Here is an 18,492-nt window from a genome sequence, read left to right as displayed (position 1 = left end):
GAACCTGCATTAGGTTGGGCATTAATGGTAATTGTTGCAACGCTTGAGTCATTCACGCAAGGTGATGTTCCGGTAATAGTATAGGTGAAGGTACTGTTTGTTGCTCCGGGCGCGGGAGTAAAAGTACCTGCTGCTGAGTCGAATGTTCCGCCGGTTCCTGTGGGCCGTGTCCAAGTTCCTCCGGGTTGTGCTCCGGTAATCAAACTAAATAAATCAATTGGGGTCGAGCTGGAATCACAAATAGTAGTACTTCCTGCCGAACCTGCATTAGATTGCGGATTTACAGTAACGGTTACTGTTATAGGTGTACCATTGCAACTATTTGCATTTGGAGTAATGGTATAAACAGCTGTACCTTGAACGGTACCTGTTGCAGTAAGCGTTTGTGCAATTAGAATTCCACTAGCTGCACTAGCACCGGTTACATCCGTTTCCACAACTGTCCAGGTGAAAGTTGTACCCACTATATCACTCGTTAATGAAACATTGGTGGTCCCCCCAGAACACAACGTTTCAACATCGGGCGCAGCAGTGGCTACGGGACATTGGCCGAAACTAATAAAGGATTTGAAACACAACAGAATTACCAGGAATTTAAAATTTTTCATAATGAATGCTATTGATTAAACAAATACATTTTTTTGATATTTGATTAACTCAATGGAAACCACTTATGATAAAATTCCGAATAAAACCTGTGGTATATGTTTTACGATTGGGTTCGTAAATTGTATAAAATATAAAAATATTTATTTAGATTATAAACAAGAAATATTAAGAGTATTTGTATACATCACAAAGTAATTTTTACCATAATAGGTATTTTTTATTGAACTAACTACTTTAAAATTAGTTATTTAAAATCTATTTTTGAGAGATAGAATTCAGTTTTCGATGAATTGTTTCCATCCTTCGATGAACAACCATATTTTAGTAAAGATGACTTTTTAAAAGGGGATCACTTACCTGAAAATAGATATTTAACATTGTAAAATTAGAATATTTTAGGTAATATAAAAGCTCCTCCGGTGGAGAAGCTTTTATAAATTTTAAGATTTTTAATTTATTGGATAATAATTTTTTTGTTGATATCACCGGCGCTAGTTTTAATTTTTACAAGATAGGTTCCAGCGCTTAAATTTTCAATAGGAATCTGAATATCGGTTTGGTTTTTATCAGTAATATTCCATTGCGTTATAAACTGACCTACAATATTAAAAAGTGTAACGGAACTTACCAATTGTTCAGTGGTATTGATGATATTCAGATTATGGTTCGTATTGGTGAACCTCACTTGGATCTCTGCACCCACACCGCCATTTTCATCTGATTTAGCGGTTACCGTATTGCTATTTTTGTTGTTAAAACATAAATAAAAACGATCACTATATGTTCCGGCTTGTAGCCTGATTCCAAATCCCTGATTTTTAATGCTGTGATAAGTATTGGTTTGTTTATCATATATGTAAACAGTTTGATTAGTACTGAAATTTTCCAATCCATCCAGTACAAATTCAACATTTCCGGCTACATCTGTTATTACTTCAAGTAGGTATTTCTTATGTTCATTAAAGAAACCTACACCCTGAATGGTAAGCTTGCTTTTATCGCTAATGAAACACATATCACTGGGTTGACTATCAATGTGATATCCGTCATACCCTGGGTCGTAATTGCTGGTAGCATTCCCATTCATAAAGCCAAGCAAAATTTGTCTGTGGTAGTTGTTATTGGAATTAAATCCTAAACGAACTCTTTTAAATGTATCGATTTCATATTCATCATTCGCATTTATTTCAGTAGAGGCTGTAGAAGAGGCTAATGAAGACCTATTGGTTCTGAACAATTCAAAAGCAGCTGCATTATCTTCTTTCACAAACAGGCGCTGATTATTATTGAAAACAATATTGCCCCCTGTAACACTTGCGGCCACAAAAAAGCTTTGTCCTACTGGAATAAATCGTTTGGCAATTTTTGTGTTCCCACCGGTACCGTTAATGCCTGTCGGTGCAATAGGAGGAGTTCCGCCTGTTTTGTTGTAAGCAGCGTAGCCTCCCTGATAAGCGGCTAATATATGTGTATTATTAGCGCTGGAATGTTCCCAGAAATAAATAGTGCCTGTAGTTGTTGCCACACCTGAAATAGAAGTCACATTGTCTTCTATGAACTGATTTGCGTCGATTGCCGATGCGTACGGGTTGCCGCTTAAATTCAAATTGTTAGCTGCTATTGGACTGGTGATGGTTCCATTGAAAGGTTTTCCCGTGAAAGTATAATTTTGGGTGGTACCTGCACCGCCGCTGCCTTTCATTGTGAATCCCTGCCCTGGTAAAAGAGAACCGCTTTCTGTAACCTGTGCCCAGTTTGCGTATAAATTGCTTACGTTTTGAAATTTAAAGATCCAATAACGAGCCAGGCTAATTGGCGTTCCGGCACTTCCGTCATAACCGCCTACCCAATTGATATTTATTGGATTTGCCGGATCTGTTCCGTCTTTTATAGCGCCGCCAACGGTATAACTGTTGTTGTTAGTAAAGGCGTTGATAGGGCCCACTGGAGACGACCAATAGTTATAGTTGTATAAATTAGATTGTCCTTGTTGATCTCTTTCGATGCTACCTGCACTGGTTGGCTCCAGGTCACTTTGGATAGTTTGTACCAATTGTGATTTTCCTTGTAAATCGATTTTCCCATCCAATTTCAAATACCAGTCGTTTTGGATTTTGTTATCATTGTTCATCACAATTTTTACTAAAGGGTCTACGAACATTCCTAAGTCGATGGTGTTGCTGCTTTCGGTAATGTTATGTTTTACGTTTACGATAGACCAATCAAAATCCATGATGTCCATTCCTCTGATTTCTTTGGATGGACTATTTACAGCAGTTGCAAAATCCCCTGTTCTTTCCGTGATGAAAGGCATTGGCGCCTGCTGAACGTATATGTTTTTATGATTGTAAATTCTGGTTCCACTAGCAATGTCAATCGCTGGAGTTGTTAAATCATCAATAATATCGTCTTTGTAAACATCCATTCTGTAATATCTCAAAAGATTTGCATAAGGTAACGTGCCTATATCTTTTGGAATGACAGCACCTCTCACTTGAGAACTGTTGTTTTGGATTTCCTGATACACCATTCTTTGCAGTTGGCTATCAGTTAACGCTACATTAAATACACGTACTTCGTCTATTTTTCCGTTAAAATATTTATCTCCCGCTATTGGGTTTTTACCGATAGTCAAAAAGGAAGGGTCGGCTGCGATGGTACCGCTCAAAGCTTGACTGCTTACCATAACACCGTTCAAGTATAATTTTAAAAATCCTCCACCATAAACAGCAGCAACGTGATACCATTGGGAAACATTTAAAGGAAGGGTATATGTTAACATGGTTCCATTTACTACGGCTTCCAATTCTTTATTGGTAGTAATTCGTAACTGGAATTTATTTTGTCCAACAATTACACCCACTTTGGCGAAATCATTTCTCATATTAACCCAAGCCATTAACGAAGTATTTGATAAGCCGCCCAGGATTGCAGTGCTTTGTGCATAATCATTTCTTCCGTCAAAATCAAGGAATAGTTTTCTGTTTAAATCTCTTGGTGATCCAAAAAGGGCGTTATTAGTATCAAAAGCATCTACAATTCCGTCTTTGTCAATATCTGTAGTTCCGTCAATTATTCCATTGTTGTTGGCATCTAAAGTGGCATACAATGTTCCGGCAATATCATAAGTGGCACCGTTAGAAGAAATGTCCATATAATCTGGAGTTCCGTCGCCATCCGTGTCAATTACATAATTCAGAAAAGGAGCTATGAAAGAGCCTTGGTCTAGATTTCCATATTGATAGATACCGGTTCCATAATCGTAAATGTCCAAGATTCCGTCTCCAAAACCTTCCGTGATACCATCTCCATCCACATCCTTGCTTCTAAATGTTTCAGTATCTAAACCGTCACCTACACCATCTCCGGTAATATCACCATCCCCGTTTACATATCCTGCAACGGCATTTGTATTTCCCGCACCTGATTCATCCACATCAAAAAGCGTATCATTATCACTGTCCAAATCGATATAATTTGGAATGGTATCTCCGTCAGAATCCAATACCGGTGATAATGATTCAGCGCCATCATGAAGTCCATTTCCATTTCCATCAATCCAGGCCACATCAATTCTTCCTTTACCATTACTTAGGTTTCCATATCCTGCTTCAATGACATCTTCGATGCCATCGTTATCCGCATCCAAATCAAACATATCAGCAACACCATCATTATCCAAATCACATAAGGTCTGGGCAATTACTATATCGTCTAAAGCAAGGTCATTACCTCCTCCACCAGGAGCGTTATTGATAAAACGAACCGTAAAGGCGTTTACATTTCCTAGATTTACACTTGTTGTGTATTGTTTCCAAACACCTTGGGCGCATGAATTGTCCGCGAGGCCTCCAGAACATCTTCCAAATTGTCCGGTTGTGAATGTAGCAAGTATATTATTTGATAAATCCACAAATTGCACAGTCACATCGGGTAAGATAGAGCCTGGGAAAGTAGATGGAGCCATAATGTTAAGAGCCCAAAAACTATAAGTAATAGGCAAATTTGATAAAACACCACTTATGGTAGTTTCGTAAAACACTCCCGGAGTAAAGCTGGCATTAAAAACAGCCATTCTTCCGCTGGTATCGCCTGGTGTGTGATCTTCTCCATTATACCATGCAAGATCCCCGTGAATGTTTTCAGGATCGCTGGCTATTGTGCCTGTTATTTTAGAAACGACGCAATATTCTCCATCATCAAGTATTATTGAAGACTGGAATGGACATGCCGCGGTATTAGGACCCACGATACCATCTTCATAGCAATAGGTCGTTCTTGCGTCATAGGTAGTGTTTATGGTTGTTCTGGATCCGGTTCCAAAAGTTTCATTTAGAAATTTATAATTTACTTTATGCCCATTCGCATTATTGCAATTTGCCTCTTCTGCAATATCCTGAATCCCGTCATTATCATCATCAATATCGATGTTGTCAAAAACAAGGTCATCATCACTGTCATAAAAAGTCTGGATTACCAAAGCCTTAACGGCAAAATCATATGGATTTTCGTTGGAATCATTATTTATAACGGATATCGTGGCCGATTTACTACCATTTGTAGTTGGAGTAAAGGTTACTACGAATGCCGTACTGGATCCTGGGCCTACTGTAGCGCTTGGTGCGGTAGTAACGGTAAAATCAGCAGCGTTAGGCCCACTGATAGTTATGGCTCCGATCGTTAAGTTTAGATTTCCTGAATTTTTAATTGTAAAAGTTCGTGGAATGTTTCCCCCAACCTCAGTGGTGCCAAAATCGGTCCAGTCCGTAATGGTAGGGGTGATATCGCCATCTGCAATCGATGTAGAATTACCCTCAATATCAATCTCAGGATTGGCGGCGCTGATACCTTTAATCGCAAAAGTATACATTAAAGCGCCTCCATTATTGGTATAATTTACAGTAACAATTGCATTTTTTGTCCCGGTTGGTAAAGTAGGAGTAAAGCGAATTACTAAATTTGGAGAATAAATGGCTCCACCACCATTTAATGTACTTCCTGCTGTAGGACCTGAAATTATTGAAAATTGTGCTGCATCAATACCGGATATTACTATCGAAGGGTTTGAGAATGTAATTTTGCGAGAACCAGCATTGCCGGCCACACCTGTATTTCTTAGTACGAAGGTATTGTTCAGGGTGTTTCCCACATACACTGTTCCGAAATCAGTGTTGTCAGCTAGACTTGGTGTGATGTCATTGTTTGCAATGTCGACTCCATTACCGCTGATGATAAGATTTGCGTTTTGGGAAAAACTTAAAGCGGTAAAAAATAGGAAAACTAAAGTAAGAATTAGTTTGCCAGCTAGTAGGGTAATTTTCTTCATAATCTTTGGGGATTAGATTAATGATTCAGTGTGTTTGTTAATTTTGGGCTATGGCATTTTAAATAGGCAACTTGTGTATATGTTATTTATATGTTAAAAATACAAAAACATTTTCAATAAAATCGACATAACTATGTTAATTATCGATAAAAATAACATTTTCTTTAATTTAATACTAAAAGGCTTACAATCAGTTAATTAGAAAATAAATATAATGCGATATTTTGAAATAAAAAAATTATTTGTCGATTAAATACAAATAAAGTCGATTAAGCGCATATATTGTTAAGAAAAGTAAGTTTATTCTTTATTTTTATTTATTATAATAATAAAACACGTTCTTATGTGAATTTTATGGTTTTTCCGCATAAAATAGTAAAGTGTAGAAATAACAATGACTGCAGGGTCAAAAATATAGTTTCAAAAGGGGAAAATTCAGACACCATATGGGACAGGCGCGTCCGAAGGACAGTGACTAAAAAAGGCCCTATCTTCAAGATATTATAGTTTCTGATTTTTATTTCACGAAAAAGTTAACAATAGTTTTTGAGAGTAATGTTATGAACTATAATATGTGAGCATAAAAAAAACGGTTTAGATAGCTTAAACCGTTTGTTTTCAAATACTTGATTTTTGTAGCGAAGACGGGAGGAACTGACTTTATCTTGCTTGATGTGACGAATTCTTAATCCTCTTGTTTACTAAGGCTTTAGAAGAAAGTGAATCCAAATAAATTTCAGTTAATTTAGTTAAGATTAATATAAATCCGTGAATTATCCGTGAATTAAATTGTATCTCTGTCACTGTAAAACAACCCTACTTATGGCAACTATCCAATTTAAAGCATTAGGTACAAAAGACCCAGTAAATCTTAATATTAGATTTTTTCATAATAAAATTAATTGTTATGCAAAGTCTAATGTTTTTATTAATTCAATTAATTGGAGTAACAAGACTTATAAAGTAAAAGGACTGCCTCTAGAAGAAAAGAAAGCTATTGAAGAAAAGATTGAAAATATATCGAAGCATATTTTACAAGGCTTTAATACAGATTTTCCAACGGGTGAAACAATTGATAGTAATTGGTTAATAAAACAAGTTGATGGTTTTTACTGCAAACCTGAAGGAGACGATGATTATAGATTTTATTTTGTACCATTTGTAGCAAAATATATTGAAAGCTCAAAAACCAGAATAAACCCTAAATCAGGAATGCAGATTTCAGTAAGAACAATTCAGAATTATACGACTACATTAACTAGATTAAAAGAGTTTGAAATTAAACATGAGAAGTTAAAAACAAAAAATATTAATTTAAATTTTCACGGAAAGTTCACCAGTTTTTTGAAAACCGAAGGCAATTATTCAAGTACTGTAATTGAGAAATATATCAGCCATATAAAGAATTTTGTAAAGGAATCTAAGATTGAAGGTTTTGAGACAAGTGTAGAGATAGAAAGTAATAAATTTACTTTTAAACGAGATGAAACACTTGATACTTATTTAGACGAAAATGAAATTGAAACAATTTTCAATTTAGATTTAAGTAACAATTTGAGATTGGAAAATGTCAGGGATTTGTTTATCGTTGGGGTTTGGTCAGGATTGAGAATTTCCGACCTGAAAAGAATTAATGATTTCAATATATCTAATAACAGAATCAAAATTATATGTACTGAAAAGACTCAGGCTTCAGTTGAAATTCCAATACATCCACAATTAAAAAGGATTTTAGAAAAGAGGAATAATGTTTTGCCTATAATATCTGAGCAAAAGTTCAATTTATATGTGAAAGATTTATGCGAAGCAGCAGGAATAGATGAAACTATTTTAGGGAGTATCAAAGACCCAAAAACAAACAGAAAAGTTAAAGGATATTATCCTAAATATAAACTTATCTCTTCGCATACATGTAGAAGGTCATTCGTGTCAAATCATTATGGTAAATTACCAGATAAGACAATCATGGCTATTACCTCTCATAGGAGTAATTCCCAATTTCTTAAATACGTAAAAACTACTTTAAAAGAGCAGGCTAATAAACTTGAAGAATATTGGAGTAAAAAAGAAGAATTGAAGAGTATAGAACTAATGAAAGTAGTATAAGTAGCTTAATATGCAGTTATGAAAATAGGTAGAAACGATTTATGCTCTTGTGGGAGTGATGTAAAATATAAAAAATGTTGTTTAGGGAAAGCAGGAAATGTCTTAACATCTGAAAATGTTGGTAATGATTTTGAATTGTTTATTAAGACTAATAATTCTATCAAATTATTAAAAGTTTTATCGCTTATTCAATTGATTCCCAAGAACCATTCTAAGGTTGTACGGTTAGAAACCATTCAAAATACTGTATGTGAAAATCTCACAAATAATGATTTGGATGTAAATTATGTAGCATTCCAATCTATAATTCATAAACAGTTTGCCAGTGATTATAGGGAAGACCCTTCTGAATCTTCTTTTACCGAAAATTTAATTTTTTTAAATGGTAACAATATCGTGTTCCCAGGGATTTCTAGTGGCAGTACTAATGTGAATCAGATACTTTTAAGCACTACAATAATTTGGAAAAATGAATTATCTGAAAAATCAAAAAATAAAATAAAAGAAGGTGCATTCCTTTTACTGCATATTCACAATGAAATAGCAAAAAAATTAAATTACGAAAGGTTTTTATATGAAGATGATTATAAAGGAAAAATTCACTTCCCAACCCCCGAATTTTTAGAATCAAATAGTCATTTATTTGAATTTACAATTGAAGACATACAACATATATATACAAAGTTTAATATTCAAAACGATATAATTAAAGAATTTGTATCTACACCAGAAGAAATAAAAAATCATAACGGAGAAGAAACTTTACTTATTCAAAAGCCCTTTATCATTTATGATGACAAATACTACTTAGCATTACCTACAGCTCAAATGTATTCCTTGAATTTATTCATCAGAAAAGTAATTTCTGAAAATAGTGAATTGGATATTTTAAACAAAACTTATAATAAATTTATTAATCAAGAGGTATATAAATATCTAGTTCCATATTGGTCTAAAATCGAATTTGATTCCCTGCTAAATGAAGATGAATCAATTTGGCAATTTGATACTAATAAGTTTGCTTACGTATGCTACATACACGAAGATTCTAATATAAAAACGGAAGATAGAGCTAATGAAGTTATTCATAATTTTAAGAAAGAATATAAACAGACAGATATAGAATTCTTATCTCTTCATTTTTTTGCTTCTTATAAAATTGATGAAATTGTACCTCATATGTTTGAAGGTATAACAGAGGCAAAATATCAGTTAGCTATAGATTTTTTTGATTTTGAAAGAATTAATACATATTGGGATATAGATAAATTATCGTTTTGGAAATATGCTAAAGCTAAAAATAGATTAGATGAAAAGGACATTATTATCGCTCCATTTTTTTCAATCCTTACTTATTACAAATGGTATGTTTCGAATAAGGAATCCTTTTTTCATAGTGATGATGCAATACCAAATATGATATCCTTTGATTTTAGCATGCAAGGTGAAGTGATTATTGAAGCAGATAAAAAAAATGATAAACATTTAATTTTATACATTAATGATGAAAAAGTATTGGGTTACATTCCTGTATATAAAACAGAGAAATATGCTAAAATATATACTTCTGAAGAAATATTTGAAGGAAGCTTAAAAGTTGCTTTGGAAAAATTTTCTTTTCCAATTTGGGTATCATGTAAGCAGCAAAGAGATTATTTGGGTAAAAATTTCATTGATGCGATTTTGTACTGGCTTAACGAATTACATCATCCACTTAATTCATTATTAAAACCATTAGGGAAACTTCCTGTTGAGTTCATATTGTCATTTGATGAAATGTTAAGAGAATTTATGAATGATGGAAAGCAAATGCCTGACAATAACAAAATCAATATTGATTTTGAAATTAACCCTGATAAAAGAAAAATTGAATTGACTTTTCCTGTCGGTATCTTCAATGCTTTACATCGAGAAGATAACTATGGCGAAAGAATAATCATGAATTCAGTTATTAAATGCTTAAATAATCTGCTTATTATTAACGGTTCTGAAGAAATTCCAGAGATACTGATTAAAAACATTATTGATGAATATATCCCCTTAGGCAAGAAAAAAATGATTCTTACATCTAATTCACATGATAATATTCAATCATTTGATAAATACATACCTACTGTCAGATATATATATTCTGCTGATACATCAATTGTTCTCGAAGAAAACGTAAAATGGTTAAATTATAGTACACCAATTCCAATCAAGATTAATGATATTGAAGAAAAAATAAAACTATGTAATGACTTAATTAACTCACTAACGAATCAAATAAGAAATAGAATTAACGAGTATAATTCCGAAAAATTATTAATTCATTTAATGTTAAGACATGAGTCTTTGATACAAAAAAATGGATTTAAGGATATTGGACTAGTAGCCAGATTGGAATGTTTTAGTAAATATGATGATATAATTGAAGAATATAAAGATTTTAATTCAAAATTAATTAAATCATCTCATGCAATTCGATGCTTAATTGAATATGTAATAGCTGAACCTTACTATGGTAATAAAACAGTTAATGACGATGATACTGATTTTTTATTGGCTTTAATCAGTGAATTAATTTATTATGGTTCAGTAAAAGATTCAATTAAATTGGGAATTGACAACCCCGACATGGGGCTTTTACCATCTGGAAGAATAGGAATGAATCATGATTTTTATGAGAATGTCCTTGTAAAATATAGTGAGTCAGTTACTTTTGATGAAATTCACGAGTATCGGGAATCTTTTGATAATCGTTTTAGAAAAGAGGAAGTAAAAAAGGATGGAGCTAAACAAGATGAATCCTTAAATTCTTATTATGATAAGGTAGATATTGCATTTCAAAATGATATAGGGATTACACTTACAAAAATTCATCATATATTAATATTTCTTTCAAACCATTGCTTCGTTAATGAAAATTCAATTTATAGCTGTGGTGAATTAGAATTTATGCAGCTTTTAAAAGACAATTCTGATTTAGACGGAAATGAAATAAATGCATTCGTTAAGTTCATGTCAATAGTAACAAGGGGAAAAATGGATGTGCCAGAAAATGAAAGTGAATATCCTGAAATATACCCATGGAGATACAATAGAGAGTATTCTTATATTAGGAGACCAATACTAAAATTGAAAGCTGAAAATAATTCCTATACAATATTATGGAGTGCAAGACATTTAGATAGGGCTTTAGAGAATCTATTAGCGATATTTCATAGTGGTTTATTAAAAGTTAATAAAGAACACAAAGAGATTAACCAGCTAATAAAGGATAGAAATAATATAAAAGGAACTGAATTCAGAAATAAAGTATATGAATGGTTAAGTGATAATACTAATTTAAAAATTATCAAACATGAAGTTAAAATTCGAAAGAGCGTATTCCCAAATGCAGTTAGGGATTACGGGGATATTGATATATTGGCTTTTGATTTAGAAAATAAGATTATTTATTCTATAGAATGCAAAAATACCAAACAAGTAAAAATAATGTATGATTTCTCAAGTGATGTTCAAAACTATTTAACAAAACAATTGCCTAAGCATATTGCAAGAGGGATTTGGTTAGAAGAAAACCTTGAGCAACTTTCAATAAAATTTGATTTAGATTTATTGCAATTTGAAGTTAAGCCATTGGTGATTTCTTCATATCAACTTCCAATAAAATTTATTGAAAAAACTCAAATTCCAATTTATTCTTTTAATGAGGTGAAAGGAAAAAAAATATTCAATAACAATCAATAACAAAATGAAATATATAAAACATTGCTTATTAGACATCGAAAATGTTTATGTTCCCCAAATAGAATATTTAAATGATGATTTTTTTGGGATTAACGATGATTTTATTAATAGTAATGAAGTTATAAAAAGGTCTATGAAATTCTATGAAATAGAAGTTGATGCGGAAGACTTTGAAAAACTTCCTATTTCCTACAAGGAGTTTAATAACAAAAATAAGAATCATTTTTATAAAGGTCTGAATTATGAGTATTTACTAGATAATATTGATTTAGAAATATTTAAATTGGAGCTAACTACACTAATCTCAACGCAAGAAAAAAGGTTTTTAGAATCAATAACAAACGAATTGGAAAATAGTTTGTCCGATATAAAATTTACAAAAATGCTAATCAATAATATTGAAGAAATTCTTAAAACTAGTAATAATTTAAAGAGTTTAATAGGTAATTCAAATAGTATAAATGAATTGGTACTAAAAGAATATTTAAAGTCATATAGCAGATGTTATAAAAGCTTAAAAGATGAATATTATCATTTATCACCTCATTTATTTGATAAAAATGAAGAAATACCTGTCTTGTCAAGGGACGAAATATTGAACAATTTAATTGGACGGAATACGAATAACTTAAGAACATTTCTTGAATATGAAAGGAAACTGATTAGTCTAAAATATTTAGATAATAGCAGAGGAAAATGGCTGAAAAAATCTGCTAATCTTGTTCGGTTTTATAATCATTGTGAGAATAAAAACCTATTTAAAGACTTTTATGAAAATAACTCTGAGGGTATTAAATTTTTAAGAGACTTATATGATTTTCATGAAAAAAATTCTATTGATACACCAGAAAAAAGAAAATTACAATTAACACGGAAAACAAAATCAGAATTTCACTTTTTAGACATTATTTAGTCCGATTTTGGTCCATCTAAAAAAATAATATTTTTTTTTATTTTTATTTAAACTGCCCTATATATACTATGATTAAAGATACTTTGCTTTAGTCTGCATTAGTCCAGACCTTCATTCTGCCCAATGTTTTCCTCATAATTTTGATTTTAGAAAATGGCAATAAAGCTATTTGTAAAACAAAATAAAATATGGAATTAAAACAAATCCAAGTCTTTCAATTAAGTATTGAAGACTTATCTCTAATTATCAGAGATGCAGTTGCGAACGAACTTAAAAAAATCAGCAACATTTTTAAGCAACCCAGTCAGGAAAATGAGTTGCTATCAAGGGAAGAAACAAGTAAACTTCTCAAAGTAAGCTATACTACCTTATTCAATTGGAATAGAGAAAAAATACTTGAAGCCAAAAAAATTGGACGAAAAGTATTCTATTTGAAATCTGAAGTGTTTAATAAACTAAATGATGTAGCATAATGATAGACAATATTAAACTGTTTGTATTAGACAAACACAGATTAGAAAATCAAATTATTAATAATGGTTTGGTTGAATTAAGTACTACATTAAACTACTTTACTGGGGAAGTTGAAGAATACCCAAAAAGAGGCAAGGATTCAAATCTAAACGTTACTATTACTTTGCATTCAGCCACTCTATTAGGCAGTATTCATAAGTATAAAAACATTATGGAAGGCAAAGGAGACCAAAATCACAACGATTTCAATTTTGATGAAATTCAAGATGTAATTCGGGGGTTAATTAAAAAATACCATATTGAAAAAGATACTAAAATAACAAACCTAGAATTTGGATTCAATTTGGAGGTATCAAAAGACCCACAATTAATACTCGACAATAATGTATTAATGAATAATTATATAGCCCCAAACAAGAACTTAAAATTCTCAGGTAGGGGTGATTATAAGGAATTTCAATTAACAGATTATCGAATTAAGATATATAACAAGTCTAAGCAGTATAAATTAAAAACAAATTTATTGAGAATTGAGTTGAAAATAATTAATAAGCGACTGTTGCAGAAATTAAAAATTAATTGTCTGGAAGATGTTATGGACAAAGAAGTAATTAATAGACTTTTTAAGCTCTTTATGGAACGTTTTGAGGGTTTGTGTATTGTGGATTTTTTTGACACGGGAAAAGTGCCTCAAAACGATTGCGATAAACTTAACAAATATACCAATCCAAATTATTGGATTAGAATAAAATCTGAGATAAGCCCAAAAAGAATTTCTGCTTTAAAAAGGGACTTTAATTATCTATTAAATAAATATGAATTACTAAAAATGAAAAAAGCGATAAGAGAAAAACTTAATTCAAAATTCATAGAATTAATAAACAACAATAATCCTGAATATAGAAATGTAGCTTAGGGATTAAATGTCAACTATAATGCGAAGAACAAACCTGCCCCGTGCAGGTTTTTTTCTCTTATTTAAATCCAGTTTTGTATGTGTTGTCTAATTTGTTTTGAATAATGGTTGCTACAACTAACACTTCAGTCATTTCTGTCAATTGTGTATCTTCCATAAGCTTTGGGTCATGAGCTTTAGGGTTTCGGTACATGCTGAAAAATCCTTTAACAAAATTCCCAAAACCTTTATGTTCGCTTATTTCACTTTCTGTTTTCAACATATTAAAAGCTAACATAGGTTTTTTATCTTTTCCAAGCCCAAAACATTCATCAACCAATTCTCCACCATCAGAATTATAATCACTTTTCTGCCTAAGTCTTTGAGCAACACTTTTTGTGATTTCTAAAATTGCATGGAAGTAATTTTCATTCAACCATTCTGACTCACAATAAGGTAAAATTTCATAATGAATTCCAATTCCATGAACCCTTTCTTTAATTTTCATTGACCTTCTTTTTGCTTCTGAAATAGTTTTAGCTTTCTCCACAGGTTTTGCTTCACCAGCTTTATTAATTTCTATTCCTTCATAAAGAAGTTTTTCGTTTATTCTCGTTCTGTCCTTCTCAAAAGCTGCTTCATCAGTATATCTTTTTGGATTTATAATTCTCAAAATGAAACTCAATACATTATTAGCACATTTGTCTTGATTTTGTCTTGCTTTTAGTGAATGATAAATTCTATCAGGTTTATTAGTTCCTTCTCCATTATCAACAATATTTGCATTTAGAAATTGCTCATTAATTTGTTTATGAGTCAAAATTTCGGCTATTATGTCCGCTAGGCTTCTGAGTGTACTGAGGTCAAAATTATTTGTCATAAAAAAGATTTATAATGAGATATAACTAATAATTACTCTCAAATGAGAAACTATTGCTTAAGTATGTCTAGGCATCTGCTTAAAATTATTGGATTGTTAATTATAATTAAACAAAGTTTAACTCTTGTTCTAGAGACAATCTGAAATAACATTTTAGTCGGGTGATAATAAGGTTGGAATTTGTAGCCTGTTGTTGAAAGATTTTCACCTTTGTAGTAAAAATGTCCATCTACTACAGCTACAACATTGTTGAATTCTTGTCCGATTACAGTATGTGCATTATCATTTTCCTCTTCAATTTTATAGTTTTCATACGGCAGCTTTGATACTGTGGATGGAGTATAATTTATAGTTTTCCAATCTTCTGATTTTAATTGAGATAGAAATGATGTAGCTTCTACGTAATTGTCAAAATATTTAAGCTCAATATTAGAATATTTATAATTTTCAATAGGTTTATTTTTATTTAATAAGCATTGAATAAAGGAAGCTACTTCCTTATTTGTCCTAATTTTTGTAGTTAATTCAAAGGGTTTTATTGTTAAATCACTTTCTATTTTTTCTTCTATTTTATTATGGATTTCCTGTTTTCTCAATGTCTGTTGCCCATCATATGAAAAAATACATTTGTTAGAAATTCTCTTTACTTCATCTATTATATGAGTTAATTGAGTTTGATAAATTCTTTGTGCTTCATCAATAATAATTAAATGGTATTTTGATAAATCCTGCTTCATTAAATCCTTTGCGGGGATAATATCCCATCCATAATCGTCACGCAATGTTATATGACCTTGATTTAAATATCCACAATGTACTATTAGAGTTTCATTTTTTTTTAAAACTTCTTTGGCTATATCAAAAGTAAGTAACGTTTTACCTGTCCCAGCCTTGCCTTTGATTGAAAGTATAGAATAATTGGTGCTTTTTAGCTCATTTAGGATTATGTTTTTTATTTCCTCTTGATGTGATGTGAGAAAATATTTTCCTTTAATAAATTCTTGTGTTGAATTAAAAGGAGAAACTAAATAATTTGAAGGATTAAAAAAACTATCAATATCAATAATTTTTTTTACATTCTGAGATACTAGTACTGCTAAAAGTTGCTTAAGATTCACTTCGATTAAATTTTGACTTTCATCAATCGTATAAAGTTTTTGCTCTTCAGCAACATAAGAAAAATTATATATTTCTCTTTTTAAGAAGCTTAAATAATATTTATTTCTTATGAGCTGATTTCTAATTTTTTCGGGTGTACTACTTTTTTTTAACTCAATATTTACCACAGATTCATCATCTATTCTTAGTAGGTCAAACTCTTTGCCAATTTGTGGGATTGTGTACCCTATGAAGTATTTATCAAATAAGCTTATATTTTTACTTAAAGATTTTAAGTGATTTACTAATACATCCAAATCTTTTAATTCTTCTAGCTTGATTTGAATTGTATGGTATTTTAAGTATGAGTTGAATAAATCAGGAGTTGTATTTTTATGAGCACTTAGAATTGAAATAAGATTAGCTTCTTTCATGAATTAATTATTTTATTGTTGGGTTGTTATTTAAGATTTGCAAAAAAACTTGGGTTATCATATTATTATCTAGTGCTGATACCATCGTTTAATTAAATCTTATTTTTGCTTCAAATACTTCTTCCCAAAATCCTTTGTTCTTTATTTCTAATGGAGAATCGAATTCTTCTTCATACGCTTCATGAAAATTATTATCTAGGTCAGAATTTATGAATGTTGATACACTGTCAAGTGCATCGTTAATTTTTTGCATCTCTTTTGTTGTGCTCCATTGTATATCTAAGTCTTCGTTTATGTAATCATTTGCATGTGCTTCATCTAGCTCATCTCTATTAGCATCCCATCCAATTTTTATATCTTTACCTGAATAAGACCTGAATATTAAACCATTCATAATTCCGCTTTGTTTGTCCAATAATTTAGTTACTTTTCCACATAGCTCATTAAATTCTTCATACCGATTTGTCTTTTTTTTCTTTAGAATTTCTGCTACTGCTGTTTTATCTTTTGCCTCCTTTAATTTGGTAATTATGTCTTCTAATTCAGATTTTTCTTCAATTAAATTATTAATTGTTTTTTCCAAATCAGTAGTTTCTTTAACTAATTGTCTAAAAATTGCTTTGTCCATAGGTACGTCAAATGGATTAGACGTGAGATGTTTTTTTACCCTTATTTGAAACTCTTTTTTCTTTGTTGTCCATCTGTCGCTCTTAATTAAAGAATGTTTAATGTCAAGTTCTTCCTGAACGATGTCACGAATTCTATCTAAACTAGTTTCATCAATTAGTTTTTCGATTTGACTTAGTTCTTGAATCACACCAACGGTTTTATAATTAATAGGGTCAATAATTAAAGGAAGAACAATCGCTTCTGTCATCCATGCAGCACCCATTTCATTCATACAAACCTCACTTTCTTTATAGTTAGGTGAAATCAAAAGAAAATTAATTTTTGCACTTAATATATTTGACTTAATTGAATCTCTCCAGTCATCTCCAGATTTTATTTTTGTTCCATCAGTGGACACACAAAAGATTTCATCTATTGGAACGCTTAATGCCCCGTGAAGGATAAAATCAACGAATGCAGCTGCAATTTCCTTATCTTTTACAGCATGGCTGATAAATATTTTTTTACTCATATCAGTATCAATTTTTAATTATTTTATTTAATGGTGTCAAGTTTATGTTTCGTAATTAAATCACTGTTGTAAAATTATTCCACTTTGCATTGTTTTATGAAATAATTTCCAAATGCAGTAATATGAAAGTCGTCCGAACTATTATAGCTAGCTGACAAATCTAAATTGAGGTCAACAGATTTATCTTCATCATCATCAATGATATCAGCAGAAGTAGAGCCATTGTCAATGTCAATTTCAGGCTCTTCATACCTTAATAGTCCAAGTGACACTAAATTGTCAATATAGATTTTTATAAACTCATCACTTAACTCAAAATGCTCTTTCACAGAGCTATAGCTAATTGTTATATCTTCCAAAGTTATATCTCGTTCTGTGTAAACTCTATTTGCATATTTACTATTTAACAATCTTGCTAATCTTAATTGTTGTTGTACATAAAAGTCTTCGTGAATAAAATCCAGTATTTTAGCTTCTAAGGAAGAAAGAGAAGATAGGGTATTAATTAACCTTGGTTCTAAACCGTTCTCTGGGGATGTTGAAATCTTTGCGATTAAATTTGCCCATTTGTCTTGGAGTAATTCATCTTCCTCGACTGACGATTTTTCTATTAAAGGTACAATTGTTTTAAGATTTAATTCTCTAGGTTCTAATCCATTTTTATCAAGTAGTTCACGAGTTTTATTTAGTATTCTCACTTGATTTTTAAGTCTTCTAAACCTGACATTGTCTGCGAAAATTTCGCCAAACTCTTTTATTGAAGGTCCGAATAATTTCGTCATTAATTTTTCAGTTTTATCTAAAATTTGTTTAGGCAAGTTTAAATCTTCAATTATTTTCAATATTGCTATTTTTTAAATGTTTATAACGTCTTGTGGCTTTGT

Annotated in this window: 11 protein-coding genes; 5 read left to right on the top strand and 6 right to left on the bottom strand. The window is 31.2% G+C overall.

The genetic code is table 11. From position 1 onward, the window contains the following. Together FNW07_RS13370 and FNW07_RS13365 are read right to left on the bottom strand one after the other, a co-directional pair. A partial coding sequence (locus FNW07_RS13370) for a PKD-like domain-containing protein (RefSeq protein ID WP_144265638.1) occupies nucleotides 1-608 on the bottom strand: 608 nt, incomplete at its 3' end. 455 nt (nucleotides 609-1,063) lie between these two features. Continuing rightward, a complete protein-coding gene (locus tag FNW07_RS13365; protein ID WP_126744558.1) occupies nucleotides 1,064-5,935 on the bottom strand; it encodes a choice-of-anchor D domain-containing protein in 4,872 nt (1,623 codons plus the stop codon). 822 nt (nucleotides 5,936-6,757) lie between these two features. On the opposite strand from FNW07_RS13365, the gene FNW07_RS13360 reads away from it, so the two are divergent. The 5 genes from FNW07_RS13360 (at nucleotide 6,758) to FNW07_RS13340 (ending at nucleotide 14,076) form a co-directional block, all read left to right on the top strand. Beyond that, nucleotides 6,758-8,041: a phage integrase SAM-like domain-containing protein gene (locus FNW07_RS13360; protein WP_126744559.1), complete on the top strand. Its 1,284-nt coding sequence runs from the start codon at nucleotides 6,758-6,760 to the stop codon at nucleotides 8,039-8,041. 18 nt (nucleotides 8,042-8,059) lie between these two features. Next, nucleotides 8,060-11,773, top strand: a complete 3,714-nt coding sequence (locus FNW07_RS13890) for a YecA family protein (RefSeq protein ID WP_199745239.1) — start codon at nucleotides 8,060-8,062, stop codon at nucleotides 11,771-11,773. 4 nt (nucleotides 11,774-11,777) lie between these two features. After that, nucleotides 11,778-12,686, top strand: a complete 909-nt coding sequence (locus tag FNW07_RS13350; RefSeq protein ID WP_126744560.1) for a hypothetical protein — start codon at nucleotides 11,778-11,780, stop codon at nucleotides 12,684-12,686. Between the two features lie 188 nt (nucleotides 12,687-12,874). Next, entirely contained in the window at nucleotides 12,875-13,159 is a 285-nt protein-coding gene (locus FNW07_RS13345; RefSeq protein ID WP_126744561.1) for a helix-turn-helix domain-containing protein, read from the top strand. After that, nucleotides 13,159-14,076 (top strand): hypothetical protein, encoded by a 918-nt coding sequence (locus FNW07_RS13340; RefSeq protein WP_126744562.1) that lies wholly within the window; start codon nucleotides 13,159-13,161, stop codon nucleotides 14,074-14,076. Before FNW07_RS13345 ends, FNW07_RS13340 begins: the two co-directional genes overlap by 1 nt. Before the next feature lie 58 nt (nucleotides 14,077-14,134). On the opposite strand, the gene FNW07_RS13335 is transcribed toward FNW07_RS13340, so the two are convergent. The 4 genes from FNW07_RS13335 to FNW07_RS13320 form a co-directional block, all read right to left on the bottom strand. Next, entirely contained in the window at nucleotides 14,135-14,935 is an 801-nt protein-coding gene (locus FNW07_RS13335) for a TIGR02391 family protein (protein ID WP_126744563.1), read from the bottom strand. 50 nt (nucleotides 14,936-14,985) lie between these two features. Beyond that, entirely contained in the window at nucleotides 14,986-16,467 is a 1,482-nt protein-coding gene (locus FNW07_RS13330) for a DNA/RNA helicase domain-containing protein (protein ID WP_126744564.1), read from the bottom strand. A gap of 88 nt (nucleotides 16,468-16,555) precedes the next feature. After that, nucleotides 16,556-17,608 carry a toll/interleukin-1 receptor domain-containing protein gene (locus FNW07_RS13325; RefSeq protein ID WP_126744565.1) on the bottom strand — a complete coding sequence of 351 codons (1,053 nt, stop codon included), beginning with the start codon at nucleotides 17,606-17,608 and terminating at the stop codon, nucleotides 16,556-16,558. Between the two features lie 74 nt (nucleotides 17,609-17,682). Further along, nucleotides 17,683-18,450, bottom strand: coding sequence for an Abi-alpha family protein (locus FNW07_RS13320; RefSeq protein ID WP_126744566.1), 768 nt, complete (start codon nucleotides 18,448-18,450; stop codon nucleotides 17,683-17,685). Nucleotides 18,451-18,492: the final 42 nt, after the last annotated feature.

This window comes from Flavobacterium sp. GT3R68, assembly GCF_007109225.1.
Taxonomy (GTDB): Bacteria; Bacteroidota; Bacteroidia; order Flavobacteriales; family Flavobacteriaceae; genus Flavobacterium.
Note: the sequence above shows the minus strand (reverse complement) of the source record. Positions and strands in the feature narration are given on the sequence as shown.

Bases quoted from the DNA above. Each gene is read 5' to 3' on its own strand.
- FNW07_RS13365 (WP_126744558.1), bottom strand. From the start codon at position 5,935: ATGAAGAAAATTACCCTACTAGCTGGCAAACTAATTCTTACTTTAGTT.
- FNW07_RS13360 (WP_126744559.1), top strand. From the start codon at position 6,758: ATGGCAACTATCCAATTTAAAGCATTAGGTACAAAAGACCCAGTAAAT.
- FNW07_RS13890 (WP_199745239.1), top strand. From the start codon at position 8,060: ATGAAAATAGGTAGAAACGATTTATGCTCTTGTGGGAGTGATGTAAAA.
- FNW07_RS13350 (WP_126744560.1), top strand. From the start codon at position 11,778: ATGAAATATATAAAACATTGCTTATTAGACATCGAAAATGTTTATGTT.
- FNW07_RS13345 (WP_126744561.1), top strand. From the start codon at position 12,875: ATGGAATTAAAACAAATCCAAGTCTTTCAATTAAGTATTGAAGACTTA.
- FNW07_RS13340 (WP_126744562.1), top strand. From the start codon at position 13,159: ATGATAGACAATATTAAACTGTTTGTATTAGACAAACACAGATTAGAA.
- FNW07_RS13335 (WP_126744563.1), bottom strand. From the start codon at position 14,935: ATGACAAATAATTTTGACCTCAGTACACTCAGAAGCCTAGCGGACATA.
- FNW07_RS13330 (WP_126744564.1), bottom strand. From the start codon at position 16,467: ATGAAAGAAGCTAATCTTATTTCAATTCTAAGTGCTCATAAAAATACA.
- FNW07_RS13325 (WP_126744565.1), bottom strand. From the start codon at position 17,608: ATGAGTAAAAAAATATTTATCAGCCATGCTGTAAAAGATAAGGAAATT.